Source organism: Cetobacterium sp. NK01, from assembly GCF_024506395.1.
In the GTDB taxonomy this organism is placed as follows: domain Bacteria; phylum Fusobacteriota; class Fusobacteriia; order Fusobacteriales; family Fusobacteriaceae; genus Cetobacterium_A; species Cetobacterium_A somerae_A.
In genome coordinates this window covers 804,915-825,941 of sequence record NZ_JANIBO010000001.1, presented here as the reverse complement: position 1 = coordinate 825,941, position 21,027 = coordinate 804,915, and the positions used below count along the sequence as shown (strand labels likewise).

23 protein-coding genes and 3 tRNA genes are annotated in these 21,027 nt (G+C 30.4%); 21 read left to right on the top strand and 5 right to left on the bottom strand.

Translation table 11 applies throughout. The features are described from left to right. The 5 genes from yajC to hrcA all read right to left on the bottom strand — a co-directional run bounded on the left by yajC (nt 1) and on the right by hrcA (nt 4,963). Entirely contained in the window at nt 1-273 is a 273-nt protein-coding gene (gene yajC / locus NON08_RS04070) for a preprotein translocase subunit YajC (protein WP_256690196.1), read from the bottom strand. A 73-nt stretch (nt 274-346) separates the two neighbouring features. Continuing rightward, nucleotides 347-1,507: a molecular chaperone DnaJ gene (gene dnaJ / locus NON08_RS04065; RefSeq protein WP_256690195.1), complete on the bottom strand. Its 1,161-nt coding sequence runs from the start codon at nt 1,505-1,507 to the stop codon at nt 347-349. An 80-nt stretch (nt 1,508-1,587) separates the two neighbouring features. After that, a complete protein-coding gene (dnaK, locus tag NON08_RS04060) occupies nt 1,588-3,399 on the bottom strand; it encodes a molecular chaperone DnaK (RefSeq protein ID WP_023050255.1) in 1,812 nt (603 codons plus the stop codon). Between the two features lie 36 nt (nt 3,400-3,435). Continuing rightward, nucleotides 3,436-3,978 (bottom strand): nucleotide exchange factor GrpE, encoded by a 543-nt coding sequence (gene grpE, locus NON08_RS04055; protein ID WP_256690194.1) that lies wholly within the window; start codon nt 3,976-3,978, stop codon nt 3,436-3,438. After that, nucleotides 3,968-4,963 (bottom strand): heat-inducible transcriptional repressor HrcA, encoded by a 996-nt coding sequence (gene hrcA, locus NON08_RS04050; RefSeq protein WP_256691224.1) that lies wholly within the window; start codon nt 4,961-4,963, stop codon nt 3,968-3,970. Before hrcA ends, grpE begins: the two co-directional genes overlap by 11 nt. Nucleotides 4,964-5,173: 210 nt before the next feature. On the opposite strand from hrcA, the gene ptsP reads away from it, so the two are divergent. The 21 genes from ptsP to NON08_RS03945 all read left to right on the top strand — a co-directional run bounded on the left by ptsP (nt 5,174) and on the right by NON08_RS03945 (nt 21,027). Beyond that, nucleotides 5,174-6,925 (top strand): phosphoenolpyruvate--protein phosphotransferase, encoded by a 1,752-nt coding sequence (gene ptsP / locus NON08_RS04045; protein WP_256690193.1) that lies wholly within the window; start codon nt 5,174-5,176, stop codon nt 6,923-6,925. A gap of 2 nt (nt 6,926-6,927) precedes the next feature. After that, nucleotides 6,928-7,197 carry an HPr family phosphocarrier protein gene (locus NON08_RS04040; protein ID WP_256690191.1) on the top strand — a complete coding sequence of 90 codons (270 nt, stop codon included), beginning with the start codon at nt 6,928-6,930 and terminating at the stop codon, nt 7,195-7,197. A gap of 1 nt (nt 7,198) precedes the next feature. Then, on the top strand, nt 7,199-8,068 hold the full coding sequence (gene ispH, locus NON08_RS04035; protein ID WP_413774021.1) for a 4-hydroxy-3-methylbut-2-enyl diphosphate reductase: 870 nt from the start codon (nt 7,199-7,201) through the stop codon (nt 8,066-8,068). Beyond that, nucleotides 8,061-9,683, top strand: a complete 1,623-nt coding sequence (locus NON08_RS04030; RefSeq protein ID WP_256690188.1) for a S1 RNA-binding domain-containing protein — start codon at nt 8,061-8,063, stop codon at nt 9,681-9,683. Before ispH ends, NON08_RS04030 begins: the two co-directional genes overlap by 8 nt. Nucleotides 9,684-9,941: 258 nt before the next feature. Next, nucleotides 9,942-10,454 (top strand): translation initiation factor IF-3, encoded by a 513-nt coding sequence (gene infC / locus NON08_RS04025; RefSeq protein ID WP_256690187.1) that lies wholly within the window; start codon nt 9,942-9,944, stop codon nt 10,452-10,454. A 27-nt stretch (nt 10,455-10,481) separates the two neighbouring features. Next, a complete protein-coding gene (gene rpmI / locus NON08_RS04020; RefSeq protein WP_047381390.1) occupies nt 10,482-10,688 on the top strand; it encodes a 50S ribosomal protein L35 in 207 nt (68 codons plus the stop codon). 50 nt (nt 10,689-10,738) lie between these two features. Continuing rightward, on the top strand, nt 10,739-11,089 hold the full coding sequence (gene rplT, locus NON08_RS04015) for a 50S ribosomal protein L20 (RefSeq protein WP_023050246.1): 351 nt from the start codon (nt 10,739-10,741) through the stop codon (nt 11,087-11,089). A gap of 126 nt (nt 11,090-11,215) precedes the next feature. Continuing rightward, entirely contained in the window at nt 11,216-11,770 is a 555-nt protein-coding gene (locus tag NON08_RS04010) for a tetratricopeptide repeat protein (protein ID WP_256690186.1), read from the top strand. A gap of 74 nt (nt 11,771-11,844) precedes the next feature. After that, entirely contained in the window at nt 11,845-12,366 is a 522-nt protein-coding gene (locus NON08_RS15020) for a DnaJ domain-containing protein (RefSeq protein WP_319941545.1), read from the top strand. A gap of 75 nt (nt 12,367-12,441) precedes the next feature. Further along, nucleotides 12,442-13,788 (top strand): bifunctional UDP-N-acetylglucosamine diphosphorylase/glucosamine-1-phosphate N-acetyltransferase GlmU, encoded by a 1,347-nt coding sequence (gene glmU / locus NON08_RS04000; RefSeq protein WP_256690185.1) that lies wholly within the window; start codon nt 12,442-12,444, stop codon nt 13,786-13,788. Between the two features lie 5 nt (nt 13,789-13,793). Further along, nucleotides 13,794-14,744 carry a ribose-phosphate diphosphokinase gene (locus tag NON08_RS03995; RefSeq protein WP_256690184.1) on the top strand — a complete coding sequence of 317 codons (951 nt, stop codon included), beginning with the start codon at nt 13,794-13,796 and terminating at the stop codon, nt 14,742-14,744. 92 nt (nt 14,745-14,836) lie between these two features. Then, nucleotides 14,837-15,472, top strand: a complete 636-nt coding sequence (locus tag NON08_RS03990; RefSeq protein WP_256690183.1) for an L-threonylcarbamoyladenylate synthase — start codon at nt 14,837-14,839, stop codon at nt 15,470-15,472. Nucleotides 15,473-15,489: 17 nt separating this feature from the next. Continuing rightward, on the top strand, nt 15,490-15,921 hold the full coding sequence (locus NON08_RS03985) for a hypothetical protein (RefSeq protein WP_256690182.1): 432 nt from the start codon (nt 15,490-15,492) through the stop codon (nt 15,919-15,921). A gap of 104 nt (nt 15,922-16,025) precedes the next feature. After that, a tRNA-Thr gene (locus tag NON08_RS03980) sits at nt 16,026-16,101 on the top strand. 5 nt (nt 16,102-16,106) lie between these two features. Then, a tRNA-Glu gene (locus NON08_RS03975) sits at nt 16,107-16,181 on the top strand. 19 nt (nt 16,182-16,200) lie between these two features. Then, nucleotides 16,201-16,285 (top strand) — tRNA-Tyr (locus NON08_RS03970). Between the two features lie 117 nt (nt 16,286-16,402). Further along, nucleotides 16,403-17,587: an elongation factor Tu gene (tuf, locus tag NON08_RS03965; protein ID WP_256690181.1), complete on the top strand. Its 1,185-nt coding sequence runs from the start codon at nt 16,403-16,405 to the stop codon at nt 17,585-17,587. A 106-nt stretch (nt 17,588-17,693) separates the two neighbouring features. Next, nucleotides 17,694-18,302, top strand: coding sequence for a hypothetical protein (locus tag NON08_RS03960; RefSeq protein ID WP_256690180.1), 609 nt, complete (start codon nt 17,694-17,696; stop codon nt 18,300-18,302). Nucleotides 18,303-18,398: 96 nt separating this feature from the next. Continuing rightward, the gene (locus tag NON08_RS03955; RefSeq protein WP_256690179.1) at nt 18,399-19,226 is read left to right on the top strand and encodes a transketolase; all 828 of its coding nucleotides are present in this window, start codon (nt 18,399-18,401) and stop codon (nt 19,224-19,226) included. A gap of 17 nt (nt 19,227-19,243) precedes the next feature. Next, the gene (locus tag NON08_RS03950) at nt 19,244-20,170 is read left to right on the top strand and encodes a transketolase family protein (RefSeq protein ID WP_256691223.1); all 927 of its coding nucleotides are present in this window, start codon (nt 19,244-19,246) and stop codon (nt 20,168-20,170) included. A 59-nt stretch (nt 20,171-20,229) separates the two neighbouring features. Next, complete coding sequence (locus NON08_RS03945) at nt 20,230-21,027, top strand: cell division protein FtsX (RefSeq protein WP_256690178.1); 798 nt, start codon at nt 20,230-20,232, stop codon at nt 21,025-21,027.

The following is a 21,027-nucleotide window of genomic DNA, read 5'->3' as shown; positions in this document are numbered from 1 at the left end:
TTATTTTAAAACTCTTGAAATAGAATTCTTAAGCACTTGGATGTTAACACCTTTATCAACTCTAATAGTTAAGAACTCAGGGCCAATACTAGCTATAGTACCTTTTATACCACCGGTAGTAACAACTTCAGCTCCCTCTTTTAATGAGTCTAACATTTCTTGATGTTTCTTTTGCTTCTTTTTGTTCGGTAAAATAAGTAGGAAATAGAATACAGCCGCCCAAATAGCAAACGTAAGTATCATTCCACCATATTTAGCAAATAATTCGTTCATCTTATAGCCCCCTTAGATAATATAATTTTTCTAAGACAAGTATACCACAAGGCGATGTTCTTTTCAATGATTTTTAAGAGAAGAAATCTTTTAGCTTATCAAAGAAGTTTTTATTATCTTTATGATTTTTATCTTTTAAACTTTCATCAAATTTTTTAAGAAGTTCTTGCTGCTCTGAGTTTAAATTAACAGGAACTTCAATTTTTATTCTAACAATTTGATCACCCGTATAAGGACTTCGAGGGTTTTTAATTCCTTCTCCTTTTAACCTGAACATTTTATCATTTTGAGTTCCAGCAGGAATCTTAATTGTTTTCTTACCGTTTAGTGTAGGGATTTCAATATCTCCTCCAAGAGCTGCTTGAGCAAAGGTAATTGGTACATTACAAATTATATCCTCACCATTTCTTTCAAAGAATGGATGATGTTTAACAGAGATATAGACATATAAATCACCATTAGGACCGCCTTCTGTACTAGCATTACCCATTCCAGAAAGTCTAAGTTTTTGTCCATCATCAATACCAGCAGGAATTTTAATTGTTTTTTCAACAGTTTCTGTATCAATTCCAGTTCCATGACATTTTTTACATTTTTTTTCAGGAACTTCACCTTTACCATGACAAGCATCACATTCTTGTGTTGTTTGGAAATTTCCAAAAACAGTTCTTTGAGTAACGTTTATAGTTCCAGAACCATTACATTTAGAACATTTACTCATTTTAGAACCTTCTTGAGCTCCAGTACCGTGACAAGTTCCACAAGTTCCGGTTCTTTTATATTTTAATGTCTTTTCTACACCTTTTGCTGCTTCTTCTAAAGTTAGTTCAAGATTATATCTTAAATCTTCCCCAGGTTCCGGACCTCTTTGACGAGAACCGCCAAAACCACCAAAACCACCGAATCCGCCACTTCCGCCAAAAAATGATCCGAAGATATCTCCTAAATCTTCAAATCCACCACCAAATCCGCCAGCACCAGCACTACCACCATTTTCAAAAGCAGCGTGACCAAATCTATCATATTGAGCTCTTTTATTTTCATCTGAAAGAACTTGGTATGCTTCATTAACCTCTTTAAACTTATCCTCAGCTTCTTTTTTTTCAGTATCACTAGCACCACTGAATTTATCTGGGTGATACTTCATAGCAGCTTTTCTATATGCTTTTTTTATTTCAGTGTCAGATGCCCCCTTAGCAACCCCTAAAACTTCATAAAAGTCTCTTTTAGCCATTTACAAAAATCCTCCATTTCTTAAAATAAGGGATAGAGTCATCTCTATCCCTTAAGTAAAGTATATATTAATTACTAATATTAGTCAACTATCTCAGCATCAGCAACGTCATCAGTTCCGTTGTTTTCTGGAGCAGCTCCACCTTGTTGTTTAGCCTGAGCATCTTTGTAGATTTCTTCAGCTAACTTGTGAGCAGCTTGAGATAATTTTTCAATTGCAGCATCTATAGCCTCTTTATCTTCTCCATCTTTAACTGATTTAAGTTCTTCGATAGCAGCTTCAATAGCTTTTTTCTCATCTTCAGTAACTTTTTCAGCATAATCTTTTACAGATTTCTCAGTAGAAGCAATTAACATATCAGCTTTATTTCTTGTTTCAACTAACTCTTTAAATTTTTTATCTTCGGCTTCATTAGCTTCAGCATCTTTTTTCATTCTTTCAATTTCATCAGCAGAAAGGTTAGTTGAACCAGAGATAGTTACAGTACTTTCTTTTCCAGTTCCTAAATCTTTTGCAGAAACGTGAACGATTCCGTTAGCATCAATATCAAATGTAACTTCGATTTGAGGTACTCCTCTAGGAGCAGCAGGAATTCCTTCTAAGTTGAATTCTCCTAATTTATGGTTATCAGCAGCTTTTGCTCTTTCACCTTGTAATACATTTATTGTAACAGCTGGTTGGTTATCAACAGCAGTTGAGAATACTTGTGATTTTTTAACAGGAATTGTAGTGTTTCTTTCGATAATTTTTGTGAACACTCCACCTAAAGTTTCAATTCCTAAAGATAATGGAGTAACATCAAGAAGTAATACATCTTTAACATCTCCCATTAATACTCCACCTTGAATAGCAGCTCCTTCAGCAACAACCTCGTCTGGGTTTATACCTTTGTTAGGTTTTTTACCAAAGTAAGATTCAACCCACTCTTGAACAGCAGGAATTCTTGTAGAACCTCCAACTAATAAGATTTCATCGATATCTGAAGGATTTAATCCTGCAGCTTTTAATGCATCTTTTGTAGGTACTTGAGTAGCCTCAACTAAATCTCTAGTTAAATCATTGAACTTAGCTCTAGTTAATTTAATATCTAAATGCTTTGGTCCAGTTGCATCCATTGTTATGAATGGTAGAGAAATATGAGCTTCCATTAATGTAGATAACTCTTTTTTAGCTTTTTCTGCAGCATCTTTAAGTCTTTGATATGCCATTTTATCATTAGCTAAATCTATTCCACTTTCTTTTTTAAACTCTTCAACTAAATATTTGATAACAGCATCGTCAAAGTTATCTCCACCTAAATGGTTGTTTCCTGAAGTTGATATAACTTCAATAACTCCGTCAGCAATCTCAAGGATAGAAACGTCAAATGTTCCTCCTCCAAGGTCAAATACTAAAACTTTCTCTTCTTTTCCAGCTTTTTCAAGTCCGTAAGCTAGTGCAGCAGCAGTAGGCTCATTTATAATTCTTTTAACGTCTAATCCAGCTATAACACCGGCATCTTTTGTAGCTTGTCTTTGAGCATCTGTAAAGTAAGCTGGAACAGTAATAACCGCTTCAGTAACTTTCTCTCCTAAATAAGCTTCAGCATCAGATTTTAATTTTTTTAATATCATAGCTGAAATCTCTTGTGGTGTATATTGTTTTCCGTGAATATCAACTTTATAGTCGCTTCCCATATGTGTTTTGATTGAAAGAATAGTTGATGTAGGATTTGTGATAGCTTGTCTTTTAGCAATCTCTCCAACAATAATTTCACCATTATCTTTGATACTTACAACAGATGGAGTTGTTCTTGCTCCTTCAGCGTTAGGGATTACAGTAGTTGATCCCCCTTCCATTATTGCAACACATGAGTTAGTAGTTCCTAAGTCAATTCCTATAATTTTTGCCATTTAAAAAACCTCCTAATATATCTGAATTTTTTAATTTTATTTTTTACAAACTTTAACCATTGAGGGTCTAATAACTTTCCCCTTCATTTTATAACCTTTTTGAAACTCTGCTATAATTTCATCATTAGCATAATCTGCTGAGTCTTCAACGGAAACAGCCATATGTAAATGAGGATCAAATGTAGCTTTTTCAGTTTCTATAGCTTCAACACCTTCACTAGCAACAGTACTTTTCATTTGAGAAAGTGTTAATTCAACACCTTTTACAAGGGAATCAAAATCTTTTGTTTCAGAAGAAGCAGCGATAGCTCTTTCAAGATTATCGATTATATCTAAAACTTTTACTACTACTTTTTCAGAAGCAAAAGCTTTTAAATCATCAAATTCTTTCTCTTTTCTTTTGGTAAAGTTTTGGAAATCAGCTTGTTTTCTTAAGTAAGAGTTTTTCCAATCTTCAACCTCACCTTTTAATTTTTTTATTTCATCTTCTTGAGACGTAGTCTCTATATTTTCATTTTTATTTTCTGTATCATTAATTATTTCTTCAACTATTTCTTCTTTTATTTCTTTATCTGCCATCACTATCTCCTTCATTACTTATTTCTTTTATAACTTTGTTAACCTCTTTTGTAACATGTTGTATAAGACCCATAGTTTTTGAATAAGACATTCTTTTAGGTCCCATAACACCAATTATACCTGGAGAGTTATCCATATTATAAACAGAATATACAAAGCTATAATCTTCCAATCCTTTTACAGCGAGTTCTTCGCCAAAAATAACATTAACTTCACCCTCTTTAAAAGGTCTAGACTTAATTGCCTCTTCGAAAAGTTCTTTTATTTTTTCTCTTTTAGAAAAAATATCTAAAACATCACTAATTTCATTAACTTGTTTATCTTTAAATATTTCAGAGGAGTTTTCTAAAAAAAGTTTTCCCTCTACTTCACTATAAACAAAATCAATAATTTTTTCGATTTCGTGAGATTCAACAGAACTATTTCTTATTTCATTATTAATTCGTTGTGATAACTTTAAGAGCTCACTTTGACTACACACTTCTTCGAAGAAAATTTTTTTAGTTCGAACACTTTTGTTTTCCATAACAATAACAGCCATAGACATATAATCATCAATATGAACTAGTTCAACTTTTTTTATTTTTTCTTTCTTATGCGTAGGTTCAATAACAATTCCAACATAGTTAGTTAATTTAGATAAAAGCATTGAAGTTTTTTTCAAAACAGAATCCAATTCTCTCATTTTAATATCATAAACAGAATTTATTCGAGCTTGTTCTTCTCTTGAAAGCTTTTCAATCTTTAGAAGTTCTTCTAAGTAAAATTTATAGCCTTTATCCGTGGGTATTCTTCCTGAAGAAGTATGAGTTTTTGAGATAAACCCCATATCTTCTAGATCAGACATCACATTTCTTATTGTTGCAGAAGATAGATCTATATTATATTTTTTAACAAGAGTTCTAGAACCGATTGTTTCTCCAGAAAGAAGATAAAAATCAATAATGGCACTAAGAACGAGCTTTTCTCTATCGCTGACAACCATAAAATCACCCTTTTCTACCTTTTTATTAGCACTCAACTGTAAGGAGTGCTAATCTTGCAATTAATATAATACAAAAAAAAAAAAATGTCAATACTTTTTTTGAAAAAATTTAATTTTTTTTAAAAAATAATTATAATTAAATAATAGTTTAAAAATGAATAGAAATACGGTATAATTTTTATATCAATTAATGGTCAAGGGGTGAGTAAAATGGGAGTTATTGTAGGTAAAAGTATTTTCCCAGGAATAGTTATAGGTCAACCCTATATAGAAAGAAAGAAAAAGATAGATATTGAAAATTATAAAATTTCTTCTGAAAAGGTTGAAGAGGAAATAGAACGATTTTTAGAAAGTGTACAAAAAGCTAAAAATGATATAAAACAAATCAAAGGGAATTTAGAGGGTAAAATAAACAAGGAAGACTTGCAAATTTTAACAGTACATATAATGATGTTAGATGATCCTCAATTTATAAGTGATATAAAAAAAGGAATAAAAAAAGAAGAAAATAATGCAGAAGCAGTTGTAAAGAAAGTTTCTAATAAATATATAGAGATGTTTGAAAAAATAGCAGATCCAATTTATAAACAAAGAGCATTAGATATAAAGGATATAAGCGAAAGAATAATAATGAATCTAACGCATGAAGATGATATAGATTCCAATTTAAATGGGAAGATTTTGGTAATCAGGGAATTACTACCATCAGAGCTTTTAAAAATTTATTATAGTGGAATAAATTTAAGTGGAATAATAATGGAGTATATGGGAGAGACATCTCATACTGCAATATTAACAAAAGCATTAGAGATACCTACACTAATGGGCGGAAATGATATTTTTTCTGTAGATTGGGGAGATAAAATAATTTTAGATACAACATCTATGGAAGGTAAAGTTGTAACTAATCCAGATATAAAAACATTAAATAGATACGATGAAGAAAAAAATAGATATAGAAATAAAATGAAAGAGATAGAGGAATCTATTGATAAAGAAACAGTTACTTTAGATGGAGAAAGAGTTTATTTGCATTTGAATATAGGTGGTAGGTTAGATATAACTCAAGTTAGTCGAAAAAGACCTGATGGTATTGGATTGTTGAGAACAGAACTTATATATATGGATGCAGTAGAATTTCCAAATGAGGAGAAGCAAAAAAAAATATACGAAAATATAGCAAGAGAGTTTGAAGAGAGTCAAACAAACAAACCTATAGTTATAAGAACTTTAGATATAGGAGCAGATAAAAAACTATCTTATTATAAAATGGTTGATGAAGAAAATCCCTCATTAGGATGCAGAGGTATGAGATTAACTTTAGCAGATAAGAATCTTTTTAAAAATCAAATTAAAGGAATTTTAAGAGCTGCAACTCATCATAATATAAAGATGATGTATCCAATGATAACAAATTTAAAAGAAATAATTGAAGCTAAAGATTTAGTAGAAGAGTGTAAAAAAGAACTTTTAATTGAAGGAAAAGAATTTAAAGAAAATATAGAGGTTGGAATGATGGTAGAAGTACCATCAAATGTTATGTTAGCAGATATTTTTGCTGATTATGTAGACTTTTTTTCTATTGGAACGAATGATTTAACGCAATATATACTTGCAACAGATCGTTATAGTCCAATAGCTGAAAAGCTTTATGATTGTTATGATCCTGCAGTTATAAGAGCAATAAATATGGTTTCTAGTGCAGGGCTTAGAAAACATAAAAAAGTTTCGGTATGTGGAGAAATGGCTGGAGAAAACCAAGCTGTCATAGCTTTATTGAGTTTAGGAATAAGAGATTTAAGTATGGCACCAGCATATATTCCAAAAGTAAGAAATTTAATTAGAAAAATCGAGATGTCAGAGTTGAAAGAAATTAAAATAAAACTATTAAAATCTAAAGATTCTCAAGAGGTAAAAAATATCCTAAATGAATATTTAGAAATAATTGAAGGGAGAAATTAAAAATGAAAAAAGTGGAAGTAACTATTAAAAATAAGGCTGGATTACATGCAAGACCATCATCGTTATTTGTACAAACAGCAAGTAAATATGATTCAGATATAAATGTAATATTTGATGATGAGATTATAAATGGAAAAAGTATTATGGGATTGATGCTTCTTGCAGCAGAACAAGGAAGAGTGCTAACTTTAGAGTGTGACGGAGAAGATGAAGATGAAATGATTGCAGATCTTATAGAGTTGATAGAAGTTAAAAAGTTTAATGAGGAGTAAGATGTTGGAAATCATAAGAGCTGAAAAAATGGGTTTTTGCTTTGGAGTAAAAAAAGCTGTAGAAACTTGTTATAAAGTATCGGAAGAAAAAGAAGTGAATAAATATATTTTAGGAATGGTTGTTCATAATAAAGATGTTGTTAAAGAGATGGAAAATATTGGGTTTGTAATAATCAATGAAGAAGATATTTTAAACGGAAAAGATCCTTTAAAAAAAGGAGATATAATTATAATTCGGGCACATGGAACTACATCTCAAATAATTGAAAAATTAAAAGAAAAAGAAGTTAAAATATATGATGCAACTTGTATTTTTGTGGATAAAATAAAAGAGATGCTTATCCAAAGAGAAAGTGTAGGAGATGAAATAATATTCATTGGAGATAAAGAACATCCTGAAGTAAAGGGTATAATATCTTTTGGAAAAACAGTAAAAGTTTTTAAAAATTTAGAAGAATTAAAAGAAAGTACATTAGATATTAGTAAAAGATATTCGGTGTTAACTCAAACTACTTTAAATAAAAATAAATTTTTAGAGATAAAAGATTATTTAGAAAAATACTATTCAAATGCGCAGATATTTGATAGGATATGTGGAGCAACTAGTGAAAGGCAAGAGGCTACAAAAAAATTAGCAAAGACCTGTGATATATTAGTTGTGATAGGAGATTTAAAAAGCTCAAATAGTAAAAAACTTCTAGAAGTAGCTTTAGCTGAAAATCCAAAAAGTTACTTAGTTCAAAATGAGAACGAGTTGGATTTATCATTATTTTCAAGAGACATGAAGGTAGGGATAACAGCTGGAGCATCAACACCAGAAGATATAATAAAAAAAATAGAAAATAAAATAAGGGGGAACTTTAATGTCTAACTTTGATTACTACGAAGAATTTGAAGCATTATTAAACGAGTATATGCCAGTAAAAGAGGATGAAGAAATAAAAAGTAAAGTAACAGGAATAATTGTAAATATGGATAGAAACTTTACTTATTTAGAAGTACCTGGAGAGCCAAAAGCTGTAAGAGTAAGAACAGAAGAGTTAATAGGATATTCTGTAGGAGACGAAGTTGAAGTTCTAATAGTAGCACAAGCTGAAGAGAGTGATTCATTGATTTTAATTGGTTCTAAAAGAAGAATCGACATGGAGATTGGTGCAGAACAATTAATGAAAGCATTTGAAAATCACGAAATTGTAACAGGAAAAATTTCAAAAAGAGTTAAAGGTGGATATATAGTTGAGTTGTTCCATCAGCAAGGATTTTTACCAAATTCATTATCTGAAATATCTTTAGAACAAGGTGATTCTTTCGTTGGAAAAGAAATATCAGTATCTATAAAAGAGATAAAAGAAGATAGAAAAGGTAAAAAAATTCTATTATCAAGAAAAGAGATTATAGCCGCAAAAGAATTAGAGGCAATTGATAAATTAGCGGTTGGAGAAGTTGTAAAAGTTACAGTTTTAGAAGTTTTAGATTTTGGATTAACTGTAAAACTTAATGGAGCTAGAGGGTTTATTCATATTTCAGAAGTAGATTGGAAAAAGACTGCTGATTTACATAAATTATTTAAAGCAGGAGATATAGTTGAAGCTAAAATCATAGAGATTGAAAGAGAAAAAAGAAATATAAAATTATCTATAAAAGCTTTAACTAGAAATCCTTGGGATATTATTGCAGAAAATAATAATGTAGGACAAGAGGTTGTTGGAAAAGTAACAAGAATAGTTAATTATGGAGCATTTGTAGAGTTAATGCCAGGTGTTGAAGGATTAGTTCACAGTTCAGATTTCTCTTGGACAAGCAAAAAAGTTAATGTAAATAACTTTGTAAAAGTTGGAGATGAACTTAAAGTTTCAATAATCGAATTAAATCCAGCAGAAAGAAAGTTAAAGTTAGGAATAAAGCAATTAAGCTCTAATCCTTGGGAGAAAGCAGAGACAAAATTTGCAATAGGAAAAGTTCTAACTGGAACAGTAGTAGAAGTTAAGCCTTTTGGTATTTTTGTTCAGGTAGAAGAGGGAGTAGATGGATTTATTCATAACTCTGACTTTGCATGGACTGGAAATAAAAAATATTCAAAGGGAGATAAAGTAGAGTTTAAAGTGGTAGAGTTAAACTTAGAAGATCAAAAAATTAAAGGAAGCATAAAAGATTTAACTAAAAGTCCTTGGGAAACAGCTTTAGAGAATTATAAAGTTGGAGATAGAGTTGAAAAAGAAATTAAAAATATTCAAGACTTTGGAATGTTTGTAAAATTAGAAGAAGGAGTAGATGGATTTATTCCAACACAATTAGCTTCTAAAGATTTTATAAAGAACTTGAAAGATGTATTCACACCAGGACAAACTATTTTAGCTGAAATTGTTGAAATTGATTCAGAGAAAAAAAGAATTAAATTATCTATGAAAAAAGTTCAGTTAGAAAAAGAAAAAAATGAAAATAAAGAGTTGATAGAAAAGTACGGAACTTCTTCAAGCGAAGAGTAAAATAAAAAAGGTCCTCTAAATATGAGAGGACCTCAATAAAATCAATAAAAAATTCAGTTGACTTTTTGTAGAATCGTGTTATAATAATTAAAGACAATGAAAAAGATTTATCAAGAAGAGACTTCCTGTTTCTCACCTAATGGGGCGATGACCTACATATAGGTATTATTAAATTTTTGTTTAGGGCTAGCCTTAATAATTATTTGAGTTAAACAGGAAATTTACGTCCTGTTTTTTTTATTTGATAGTTAATAGGAGGTGTCTATTATTTCGGACAAAGTTAGAATTAATGAAAAGATAAGAGGTAGAGAATTAAGAATTATCTCTGAAACTGGAGAGCAATTAGGAATTATGTCAGCATCAGAAGCTTTAGAGCTAGCTATGCAAAAAGAATTAGATTTAGTTGAAATATCTCCAAATGCTGCGCCGCCAGTATGTAAAATAATGGATTATGGAAAATTTAAATACGAGCAAACTAGAAAAGCTAAAGAAGCTAAGAAAAACCAAAAGCAAGTTATTGTTAAAGAGGTAAAGTTTAGAGCTAGAATAGATCAGCACGATATGGATACGAAAATAGCTCAAGTTAAAAAGTTTTTAGAAAAAGATAATAAAGTAAAAATAACTCTTGTTCAGTACGGAAGAGAAAGAATGTATGCTGATCAGGGAATAGAAATGCTAGATCAAATATCTGATAGATTTGTTGAAGTCGCAGATGTTGATAAAAAATATAATGATAAGCAAAAATATTTGATCTTATCACCAAAAAAATAGTGAAGATTTGAGAGGAGGAACATTACAATGCCAAAAATGAAAACTCATAGAGGTGCTAGAAAAAGAATTAAAGTTACTGGAACAGGGAAATTCGTTGTTAAAAAGCCAGGAAAGAGCCATATCTTAACAAAGAAAACTAGAAAAAGAAAGAACAGATTAAAGAAGGATACAGTAATCACTTCAACATTAGAGAAGCACTTAAAAGGATTATTACCATACGGAGTAGGAAGATAATAATTCTTAGGAATATTATTGCTAAGGACCAATTTTAGGAGGAGAATTAAATGAGAGTTAAGACTGGAATAGTTAGAAGAAGAAGACATAAAAAAGTTTTAAAAGCTGCTAAAGGATTTAGAGGTGCGTCAGGTGACGTATTTAAGCAAGCTAAACAAGCTGTAATGAGAGCAGAGGCTTTCTCTACAAGAGATAGAAAAGTTAGAAAGAGAAAGATGAGACAATTATGGATCATCAGAATCAATGCAGCAGCAAGAATTAACGGATTAACTTACTCAACTTTAATGAATGGATTAAAGAGAGCAGGAATCGAGTTAGATAGAAAAGTTTTAGCAGATATCGCTTTAAACAATGCAGCAGAGTTCGCTAAATTAGCTGAAACTGCAAAAGCAGCATTATAATTATAATTAAAAAGAGCTGAGGCTCTTTTTTTTATTTTAAAATATCTTAAATAAAAATAAAAAATATGGTATAATTTTTCAGAGAGTAGTTTTGGAGTAGTTTTAAAAAACCTAAGGGGGATTAAAATGCTAAGAAAAAAGATACTAAAAAGAATAGATATAAGTAAAGAAGATTTATTAAATCAAGAGCAAGAAATAAGGTTTGAGCTTTTAAGTAAGGCCAATAATATTGAAAATTTAGAAAAATTAGGAACAATTCTTTTTTATAAAAGAGATTGTGAAGGTGCTTTAGAGATTTATGAGAAACTTAGATCTTTAGGGAAAAAAGACAGTGATACAATAGGATTTCTGGGATATTTAAACTATGAATTAGGTAATTATAGTAATAGTATAAAATATTTTAATATGTTTTTAGATAATAAGCCAGGAGATGCATTTGTATATTTTCTATTGGGAAATGCATATTCACGTGCTGGAAAAATAGTAGAAGCAATAAATAGTTATGATTTTGCAATATTTTTAGATTTAGATATATATAATGCTCACTTAGACTTTGCTAAAGAATATGAATTTTTAGGAAGATATAGTAAAGCTCTAAATGAATATATAGCAGCCTATGAAATTGACCCAAGAGATAAAGAAATTAAAGAAAAAATAAAATATTTAAAAGAGAAAATGTAGGTTAATGTAAAAAATAGGGGATAGAAATTCTATTCCCTTATTTTATAATATAGTAGAGAATCAAGGAGAAAATAATGATATCAATAGCATTAGTTTTAACAGCAGCTATTTTTTTAATAATAGCATTACTGTTTGGTATGAATAGAGCTATAGCAGCTTTGCCAGCACTATTTTTTATAATGTTACTAATTTCTTTCTTTGGATTTATAGTAGTTCAATTTTTCCCAATAATTCTTATATTTTTAGTTATTAGGTACTTTATGAATAAGAAGAATCCAAGAAAGGGAAATTTTTACTATAAAACATATACTCAAAAAGATTTTGAGGATATGTTTAGAAACCAAGGAAATCAATATGGTGGTAACTATCAAGGAAGCTATCAAAATAATCCTTTTGGAAGTTTCGAAGATAAAACAAAATATTATAAAATATTGGGAGTGACAGAAACTTCGACGCCAGAAGAGATAAAAAAAGCGTATAGAGAATTAGCTAAAAAGCACCATCCTGATAGATATGCTAATGCAGAGCCAGAAGTGAGAGAAATGCATGAAAAAAAGTTTAAAGAAATAAATGAAGCTTATGAAAAACTTCAATAAAATATGATTAAATTGTTTTGCAAAAATGTTAAATCTTATGGTACAATGTAAAAGTTGAACAAAATGGAGGGTATAATGAGTTTAAAGACATTAATTTTAGCAGCTGGAAAAGGAACTAGAATGAAATCAGAGTTGCCAAAAGTTTTACATAAAGTTTGTGGAGTACCAATGGTACAAAAAATTGTAAATACGTGTAGTAAAATTGGATCAATTGAAAATATATTAATATTAGGACATAAAAAAGAAGAGATATTAAAAGTACTGCCTGATATTAAGTATGTAGTTCAAGAGGAACAATTAGGAACTGGTCATGCTGTAATTCAAGCTAAAGAAAAATTAAAAGATTTTGATGGTACGGTTATGATTTTATGTGGAGATACACCTTTACTAAGAGAAGAAACCTTAAAAAACTTATATAACTATCATATAGAAACTGGAGCAACAACAACAATATTAACATCAATTTATGAAAATCCTTTTGGTTATGGAAGAATAGTAAAAGAAAATGGAAAAGTTATTGGTATTGTGGAAGAAAAAGAGGCAACAAAAGAGATAAAAGCAATAAAAGAGGTTAATGCAGGAGTTTATTGTTTTAATTCTAAGGAGTTATTAATAGCTTTAGAAAAAATAGATAATAATAATGAAAAAGGTGAATATTATTTAACAGATGTAATATCAATAAATGTAAAATCTGGGAAAAAAGTAGAAGCTTTTTTATTAGAAGATAATAATGAAATACTTGGTATAAATTCTAAAGTTGAATTAGAACAAGCCAATAGTATTATGAGAGATAGAATAAATTTAGCTCATATGGAAAATGGAGTTATATTAATAGATCAAAAAAGCACGTATATAGAAGAATCTGTTGAAATTGAACAAGATACAATAATATATCCAGGAGCTTTATTGCAGGGAAATACAAAAATTGGTAAAAATTGTGAAATATTAGGTAATACAAGAATCATAGATTGTTTGATAGGAAATAATGTAAAAATTGAAAGCTCAGTGCTAGAAGAAAGTACTATTGAAGATAAAGTAACTATAGGTCCTTTTGCTCATTTAAGACCGAAGTCTCATTTAAAAGAAGAAGTTCATATAGGAAACTTTGTAGAAGTCAAAAAATCAACTCTTGAAAAAGGTGTTAAGGCAGGACATTTGACATATTTAGGAGATGCTACAGTAGGAGAAAAAACCAATATAGGAGCAGGAACAATAACTTGTAACTATGATGGAAAAAATAAATTCAAAACCACAATTGGAAAAAATGCTTTTATAGGAAGTGATACGATGTTAGTGGCTCCTATTAATATAGGAGAAAATGCGTTGGTTGGAGCTGGATCAGTTATAACGAAAGATGTACCAGAAAATGCATTAGCAGTATCAAGAAGTAAACAAGTTATAAAATTTGATTGGAGGAAATAGAAAAAATGGAAAGACCTGGGGTAAAAATTTTTGCCGGAACATCGAATGTGGAATTAGCTAAAAAAATAGCTGAGAAGTATGGAACTTCTGTAGGAGATGTTGAAATTGTTAGATTTAAAGATGGAGAGGTTTATGTTTGTGTTGGTGAAACAGTAAGAGGTAGAGATATATTTGTAGTACAATCTACATCTGAACCTGTAAATGAGAATCTTATGGAATTATTAATATTTATTGATGCACTAAAAAGAGCGTCAGCAAAATCTATAAATGTTATTATTCCTTACTATGGATATGCTAGACAAGATAGAAAATCAAGACCAAGAGAGCCGATTACATCTAAACTAGTGGCAAATTTATTAACAACAGCAGGAGCAACAAGAATTGTAACTATGGATTTACACGCTGACCAAATTCAAGGATTCTTTGATATTCCAGTGGATCATATGCAAGCATTACCATTATTAGCAAAGTCATTTATAGCTAGAGGAATGTCAGGAGATAAAGTTGTTGTAGTATCACCAGATATCGGTGGAGTAAAAAGAGCAAGAAAGTTAGCAGAGTGGTTAGACTGTAAAATTGCAATAATTGATAAAAGAAGACCAAAGCCAAATATGTCAGAAGTTATGAATCTAATAGGAGAAGTTGAAGGAAAAATTGCTATTTTCATAGATGATATGATTGATACAGCAGGAACAATAACTAATGGAGCTGAAGCTATCATGGCTAGAGGTGCATTAGAGGCTTATGCATGTTGTACACATGGAGTATTCTCAGATCCAGCTATAGAGAGATTGGAAGCATCTTGTTTAAAAGAGGTTATTATAACAGATTCAATAGCATTACCTGAAGCAAAAAGAATAGATAAAATAAAAGTAGTTTCTGTAGATGAAATTTTAGCAGAAGCAGTGAGAAGAATTGTAAATAATGAATCAGTGTCTGAGTTATTTGAAAAGTAAAAGCATATAGAAAAGCTAGTATACTACTAGCTTTTTTTTTTTTAATATGTTAGAATTATTTATATAAATAAAGGTGAGGAAAAGGATTAATTATGAAAAGAATTGTATTTAAAGAAGACAATATTGACTTTGAAGTTCTTAAAAATATCTTAAAAAATGATGGAATAATAATTTATCCTACAGATACTGTATATGGAGTAGGAGCAAGTATTGATTCTTTAAAAGGTATAGAAAAAATATATGTTGCAAAAGAAAGAAATTTTAAATCACCCTTAATAGCTCTTTTAAGTAAAGCTGAATATATAGAGAAAATAGCTGTTATAGATAATGATAAAAGAATAATTTTAGAAAAATTAACTAAAGAATTCTGGCCTGGAGCTTTAACTATTATTTTAAATAAAAAAAATAATGTTCCAGACATAATGGTTTCTGGTGGAAAAACAGTAGGAGTTAGAATTCCAGCTCTAAAATTAGCACAAGATATTATAGATAAGGTAGGAGGAATTCTACCAACAACAAGTGCAAACATATCTGGAGAAATAACACCAAGAAGCTATGATGAGTTAGATAATAAGTTTAAAGAAAGAGTTGATATTATAATTGATGGAGGAGAATCTCCTCTGGGTATAGAATCAACAATAATAGATTTAACAAAAGAAGTACCTATAATTCTTAGAGAGGGTGCTATTAAAAAGGAAACAATAGAGAAACTTATTGGAAAAATATAAAAAATTTGGAGGAAAAAATGAAGGCACAAAAGGTAAACCCAAATAACATGAATCCTATGCAAATGAATGCAATGTCATCAATGATGGGAATGATGAATTCAATTCAAAAGATTGGTAAAGGAAAAAGAAAATATTCAGTATCTTTAGATAAAGGAACAAAGAAGTTTTTATCTAAATTTATAGAGGAAATAAAAAAGCAATTTTCAGTTAATAGCGGTATGCAAAATGTAGGGCAATTTCTAGATTATGTAAAATCAATAGCAGATTCAAAAGATAGAACAGAATTAAAATTATCTTACGAAGAACAAGAGTTTTTAACAAGAATGGTTGCAGATGCAGTAAAAGGAATGGAAACAGTCCAATTCAAATGGTACCAGTTAATAAAAAAATCTATGACAAAAGTTATGATAAAACAATATAGAGAGTTGTTAATTCAATTAAAAAAATAAATTATGAAGAGTTAAGAAGTAGAGAAATATTCTACTTCTTTTTTTTAAAAAAAATATTGACATTTTTTATATGATAGGGTATAATTATAAATGTCTGAAGGGATGCCGCTTTAGCTCATCTGGTAGAGCAACTGACTTGTAATCAGTAGGTGATTGGTTCGACTCCGATAAGCGGCACCATGAACGCCCCGTTCGTTCAGTGGTAAGGACAATAGATTTTCACTCTATAAACAGGGGTTCGATTCCCCTACGGGGTACCATTAAAATTAAATAAGATATGGTGAGGTTCCCGAGCGGCCAAAGGGATCAGACTGTAAATCTGACGGCTCTGCCTTCGAAGGTTCGAATCCTTCTCTCACCACCACTTATACTACACTAACCTGAAACAGTTTCAAGGATATGTGTGGATTTTTTTTTAAGCGGATTTTTTTATAAAAGAAAAGAAAAGATAAATATAAAGAAAAACAGGAGGAAATTTCAAATGGCTAAAGAAAAATTTGAAAGAAGCAAACCGCACGTTAACATTGGAACAATCGGACACGTTGACCACGGAAAAACAACAACAACAGCAGCAATATCAAAAGTATTATCAGATATGGGACTAGCTAAGAAAGTAGATTTCGCTAACATCGACGCTGCACCAGAAGAGAGAGAAAGAGGAATCACAATCAATACAGCTCACATCGAGTACGAAACAGTAGAGAGACACTATGCGCACGTTGACTGTCCAGGTCACGCGGACTACGTAAAGAACATGATCACTGGAGCAGCACAAATGGACGGAGCTATCTTAGTTGTATCAGCAGCAGATGGTCCAATGCCACAAACAAGAGAGCACATCCTATTATCAAGACAGGTTGGAGTTCCATACATCGTAGTATACTTAAACAAAGCTGACATGGTAGACGACGAAGAGTTATTAGAGTTAGTTGAAATGGAAGTAAGAGAGTTATTAACAGAGTACGGATTCCCAGGAGACGATCTACCAGTAATAATGGGATCATCTTTAGGAGCAATGAACGGAGAAGAGAAATGGGTTAACCAAATCAAAGCTCTAATGGACGCTGTAGATTCTTACATACCAACACCTGCAAGAGCAGTAGACCAACCATTCCTAATGCCAATTGAGGATGTATTCACAATTACAGGAAGAGGAACAGTTGTAACTGGAAGAGTAGAAAGAGGAATTGTAAAAGTTGGAGAAGAGATTGAAATAGTAGGAATCAAAGATACTACAAAATCAACTTGTACAGGAGTAGAGATGTTCAGAAAGCTGTTAGATCAAGGTCAAGCAGGAGATAACATCGGAGCATTATTAAGAGGAATCAAGAAAGAGGATGTTGAAAGAGGACAAGTATTATGTAAGCCAGGATCAATATTACCACATACAGGATTCAAATCAGAGGTATACGTATTAACTAAGGAAGAGGGAGGAAGACATACTCCATTCTTCTCAGGATACAGACCACAGTTCTACTTCAGAACTACAGATATAACTGGAGCAATCAGCTTACCTGAGGGAGTAGAAATGGTAATGCCAGGAGACAACATTGAGATGACAGTAGAGTTAATCCACCCAATCGCAATGGAACCAGGATTAAGATTCGCGATCAGAGAGGGAGGAAGAACAGTAGCTTCTGGAGTTGTTGCAGAAATTACTAAGTAATCTTACTTATATAATATATGAGAGTTAAGTTTAAAACTTAACTCTCTTTTTTTATACTTTCATTAAAAAAATATGTTATAATATTAAAAAATAGAAAGGATAATAAATGATAGTAGATTTTACTAAAATTATAGAAATATTTGAATCTATAAGTTTTATAGGATTAATATTAATTTGGATGTCTTTTTTAATAGGAATAAAGTTTCCAGATTGGGATTTTAAATTAAAAATAAAACATAGAAATATTTTAACTCATAGTCCAATAATTCTTTGGGTAATGATTTATTTTTATAGTACTCAAAAAGATGTAGAGGTTTTTAGATTTTCTATAATGGGATTTGCATTAGCTTTAGGTTTACATATGATTTTTGACTTTTTTCCAAAAGGTTGGTCGAGGGGAGCTTTGATATATTTCCCATACTGTAGGATTGGCTTGGGTGTAAAAGGAAGTAAAGGATTTATTTTTCTAACAGGAGTATATTGTATTTTTTTGTCTATTAAATATTCACAGACACATATAGAGGTTATTATTTTAACCTTATTAGGAGTGTACACAATTGTAAAGAATATAAAAAAAGAGGAAAAATTTTTTAGACCATTTACATTTTTTGCCAGTGTTTGTATATTCTTAAGTGCAGTAAAATATGAAGAAATAAGTAGTTCAATTAGTTTTATTGTACACTTAATTTTTGAAAAAGTTAAAATCCTATTTTAGTACATGAAAATTCATATAAATCCTGGACCTTAACTTGACAAAAGAAGTTAATTTTTAATATAATTTAACTAAATAAAAGGATTGAGAGGAGAAAAAATGAGAGACATTAATTTTTTAGTAGAACAAGCTACTAAAATAAGAAAAGATATTGTTCAAATGATTTGTAAAGCAAAATCAGGTCATCCAGGAGGTTCGTTATCAGCTGCAGATATAGTAACTGCACTATATTTTTCAGAAATGAATATAGATCCGAAAAACCCTAAAATGGAGGGAAGAGATAGATTTGTTTTATCAAAAGGACATGCAGCTCCAGTACTTTACTCTGCATTAGCTGAAAGAGGATATTTTGATAGAGAACTTTTAGGAACTTTAAGAGCTTATGGATCACCACTACAAGGACATCCAGATATGAAAAAACTTCCAGGAATAGAGATTTCAACAGGTTCTTTAGGACAAGGATTATCTGTAGCTAATGGAATGGCACTATCAGCTAGAATCTCAGGAGAAAATTATAGAACTTATGTTTTAATGGGAGATGGAGAGCTACAAGAGGGGCAAGTATGGGAAGCAGCTATGTCAGCAGCACATTTTAAACTTGACTCAATATGCGCTTTCATTGACTCAAACAATCTTCAAATAGATGGAAATGTGGACAAAATTATGGGTGTAGAACCTCTAGATAAAAAATGGGAAGCTTTTGGATGGAATGTAATTGTAATTGATGGACACAATTTCCAAGAGATATTTGATGCTTTAGATAAAGCGAGAGAGACAAAAGGACAACCTACAGTTATTATTGCTAAAACTGTAAAAGGTAAAGGAGTGTCATTTATGGAAGATGTTTGTGGTTTCCATGGAGTTGCTCCAACTTGTGAAGAGACAGAAAGAGCAATAGCAGAGCTTGAAAAAGTATCAGAGATATAATAAATTTGGAGGATGAAATAATGAAAAAATCTACAAGACAAGCTTACGGTGAAGCATTAGTAGAGCTTGGAAGACAAAATAATAATATAGTTGTTTTAGATGCAGACTTAACAAAATCTACAAAAACAAATCTTTTTCAAGAAACTTTTCCAGAAAGACATATAAATGTTGGAATAGCTGAAGCAGATTTAATTGGAACTGCAGCAGGACTTGCTACATGTGGAAAAATACCATTTGCATCGACATTTGCCATGTTTGCAGCAGGAAGAGCTTTTGAACAAATAAGAAATACAGTAGCTTATCCAAAGTTAAATGTAAAAATAGCTCCAACACATGCTGGAATTTCAGTAGGAGAAGATGGAGGATCACACCAATCAATTGAAGATATATCTTTAATGAGAAGTATTCCTGGAATGGTAGTTCTATCACCAGCAGATGCAACAGAAACTAAAAAGATGATATTTGCAGCAGCAGAGTATAATGGACCAGTATATATAAGAATGGGAAGATTAGATGTGCCAGTATTATTTGATGATTCATATGATTTCCAAATAGGAGTAGCAAATACAATAAAAGAAGGAACTGATGTTACAATATTAGCAACAGGACTTATGACAGCAAGAGCTTTAGAAGCAGCAGAAAAGTTACAAGGTGAAGGAGTTTCAGTAAGAGTAGTAAATGTAGGAACAATAAAACCTTTAGATGGAGAGACAGTTTTAAAGGCTGCTCAAGAAACGAAGTTTATTGTAACAGCTGAGGAGCACTCAGTAATAGGTGGACTTGGATCAGCAGTATCAGAATTCTTATCAGAAACGCATCCAACATTAGTGAAAAAAGTTGGAATCTATGATGTATTTGGTCAGAGTGGAAAAGCTGAAGAGCTATTAGAGAAATATGAATTAACAGCAACAAAATTAATATCAGTAATAAAAGAAAACTTATAGAAAATATATAGTATAGAGGCGAGTTAAACTGGCCTCTATATTTTAATTAGGGAGAAGAGATGGAAAGAAAAAAGGGAGTAAGAACATTTATAGCATTAACATTAAGTTTTATAATATTTAATATATTTATTTCATTATCTTCTAATAGCTATTTTATTGGGAAAGTATTAAAAAATGATTATTTTTTAACAATAGAGTTACAAAATGACGAATCAAAAGAAAAAATTCAAGAGTTTGAAAGATTTCTTTTAGAAAATTCAAATGTAAGAGGAGCAAGATTTTTGTCAAAAGAGGAAGCTTTTAGAAATTTACAAAAAGAATTAGAAATAGTAATACCTAAAAGTGAAAATCCACTACCAAATTCAATTATAGTTTATTTTAAAGAAGAAAAAAACCTTCATGCTATTCAGGAGTTACTTGATGTAAATCCTATGGTTAGAGAGATATATATAGATAGTCAATTTATACAAAATACACAGAGAAAGATAAGTGCGGCTAATGTATCTTTATTTATTTGTTTGCTTTTATCAGTGGGAATGTATTATCCAATTACTACTATACTTAGAGGAACAATAATTAGAGATTTTATAATTTTTTCAATAAAAGCTCCTCAAAATAAAAAAAATTTTATAGTTGCAAGAAATAAAAATTTAATACCTTTTTTTGTGAGTTCTATAGTTGGAGGAATGATATTTTTTAATATTTATATTATTTTAAGAGAAAAATATCAACAAATTTTATCTACTTTAATTCTTCAAAGTTTTAAACAAATTATAGTAATAGAAATTATAGCAACCTTAATTCTTTTAATTTTAGCTTGGCAATCTACAGGCAAGCTAAAAAAAGATGAGGTTTAG

What these genes read in the sequence shown, in the direction of transcription:
- NON08_RS03955 (WP_256690179.1), top strand. Translation starts at nt 18,399, where the DNA reads ATGAGAGACATTAATTTTTTAGTAGAACAAGCTACTAAAATAAGAAAA.
- rplT (WP_023050246.1), top strand. Translation starts at nt 10,739, where the DNA reads ATGAGAGTTAAGACTGGAATAGTTAGAAGAAGAAGACATAAAAAAGTT.
- NON08_RS03945 (WP_256690178.1), top strand. Translation starts at nt 20,230, where the DNA reads ATGGAAAGAAAAAAGGGAGTAAGAACATTTATAGCATTAACATTAAGT.
- dnaK (WP_023050255.1), bottom strand. Translation starts at nt 3,399, where the DNA reads ATGGCAAAAATTATAGGAATTGACTTAGGAACTACTAACTCATGTGTT.
- yajC (WP_256690196.1), bottom strand. Translation starts at nt 273, where the DNA reads ATGAACGAATTATTTGCTAAATATGGTGGAATGATACTTACGTTTGCT.
- NON08_RS15020 (WP_319941545.1), top strand. Translation starts at nt 11,845, where the DNA reads ATGATATCAATAGCATTAGTTTTAACAGCAGCTATTTTTTTAATAATA.
- NON08_RS04030 (WP_256690188.1), top strand. Translation starts at nt 8,061, where the DNA reads ATGTCTAACTTTGATTACTACGAAGAATTTGAAGCATTATTAAACGAG.
- NON08_RS04040 (WP_256690191.1), top strand. Translation starts at nt 6,928, where the DNA reads ATGAAAAAAGTGGAAGTAACTATTAAAAATAAGGCTGGATTACATGCA.
- glmU (WP_256690185.1), top strand. Translation starts at nt 12,442, where the DNA reads ATGAGTTTAAAGACATTAATTTTAGCAGCTGGAAAAGGAACTAGAATG.
- NON08_RS03995 (WP_256690184.1), top strand. Translation starts at nt 13,794, where the DNA reads ATGGAAAGACCTGGGGTAAAAATTTTTGCCGGAACATCGAATGTGGAA.
- NON08_RS03990 (WP_256690183.1), top strand. Translation starts at nt 14,837, where the DNA reads ATGAAAAGAATTGTATTTAAAGAAGACAATATTGACTTTGAAGTTCTT.
- tuf (WP_256690181.1), top strand. Translation starts at nt 16,403, where the DNA reads ATGGCTAAAGAAAAATTTGAAAGAAGCAAACCGCACGTTAACATTGGA.
- dnaJ (WP_256690195.1), bottom strand. Translation starts at nt 1,507, where the DNA reads ATGGCTAAAAGAGACTTTTATGAAGTTTTAGGGGTTGCTAAGGGGGCA.
- NON08_RS03985 (WP_256690182.1), top strand. Translation starts at nt 15,490, where the DNA reads ATGAAGGCACAAAAGGTAAACCCAAATAACATGAATCCTATGCAAATG.
- ptsP (WP_256690193.1), top strand. Translation starts at nt 5,174, where the DNA reads ATGGGAGTTATTGTAGGTAAAAGTATTTTCCCAGGAATAGTTATAGGT.
- ispH (WP_413774021.1), top strand. Translation starts at nt 7,199, where the DNA reads ATGTTGGAAATCATAAGAGCTGAAAAAATGGGTTTTTGCTTTGGAGTA.
- grpE (WP_256690194.1), bottom strand. Translation starts at nt 3,978, where the DNA reads ATGGCAGATAAAGAAATAAAAGAAGAAATAGTTGAAGAAATAATTAAT.
- rpmI (WP_047381390.1), top strand. Translation starts at nt 10,482, where the DNA reads ATGCCAAAAATGAAAACTCATAGAGGTGCTAGAAAAAGAATTAAAGTT.
- NON08_RS04010 (WP_256690186.1), top strand. Translation starts at nt 11,216, where the DNA reads ATGCTAAGAAAAAAGATACTAAAAAGAATAGATATAAGTAAAGAAGAT.
- hrcA (WP_256691224.1), bottom strand. Translation starts at nt 4,963, where the DNA reads ATGGTTGTCAGCGATAGAGAAAAGCTCGTTCTTAGTGCCATTATTGAT.
- NON08_RS03960 (WP_256690180.1), top strand. Translation starts at nt 17,694, where the DNA reads ATGATAGTAGATTTTACTAAAATTATAGAAATATTTGAATCTATAAGT.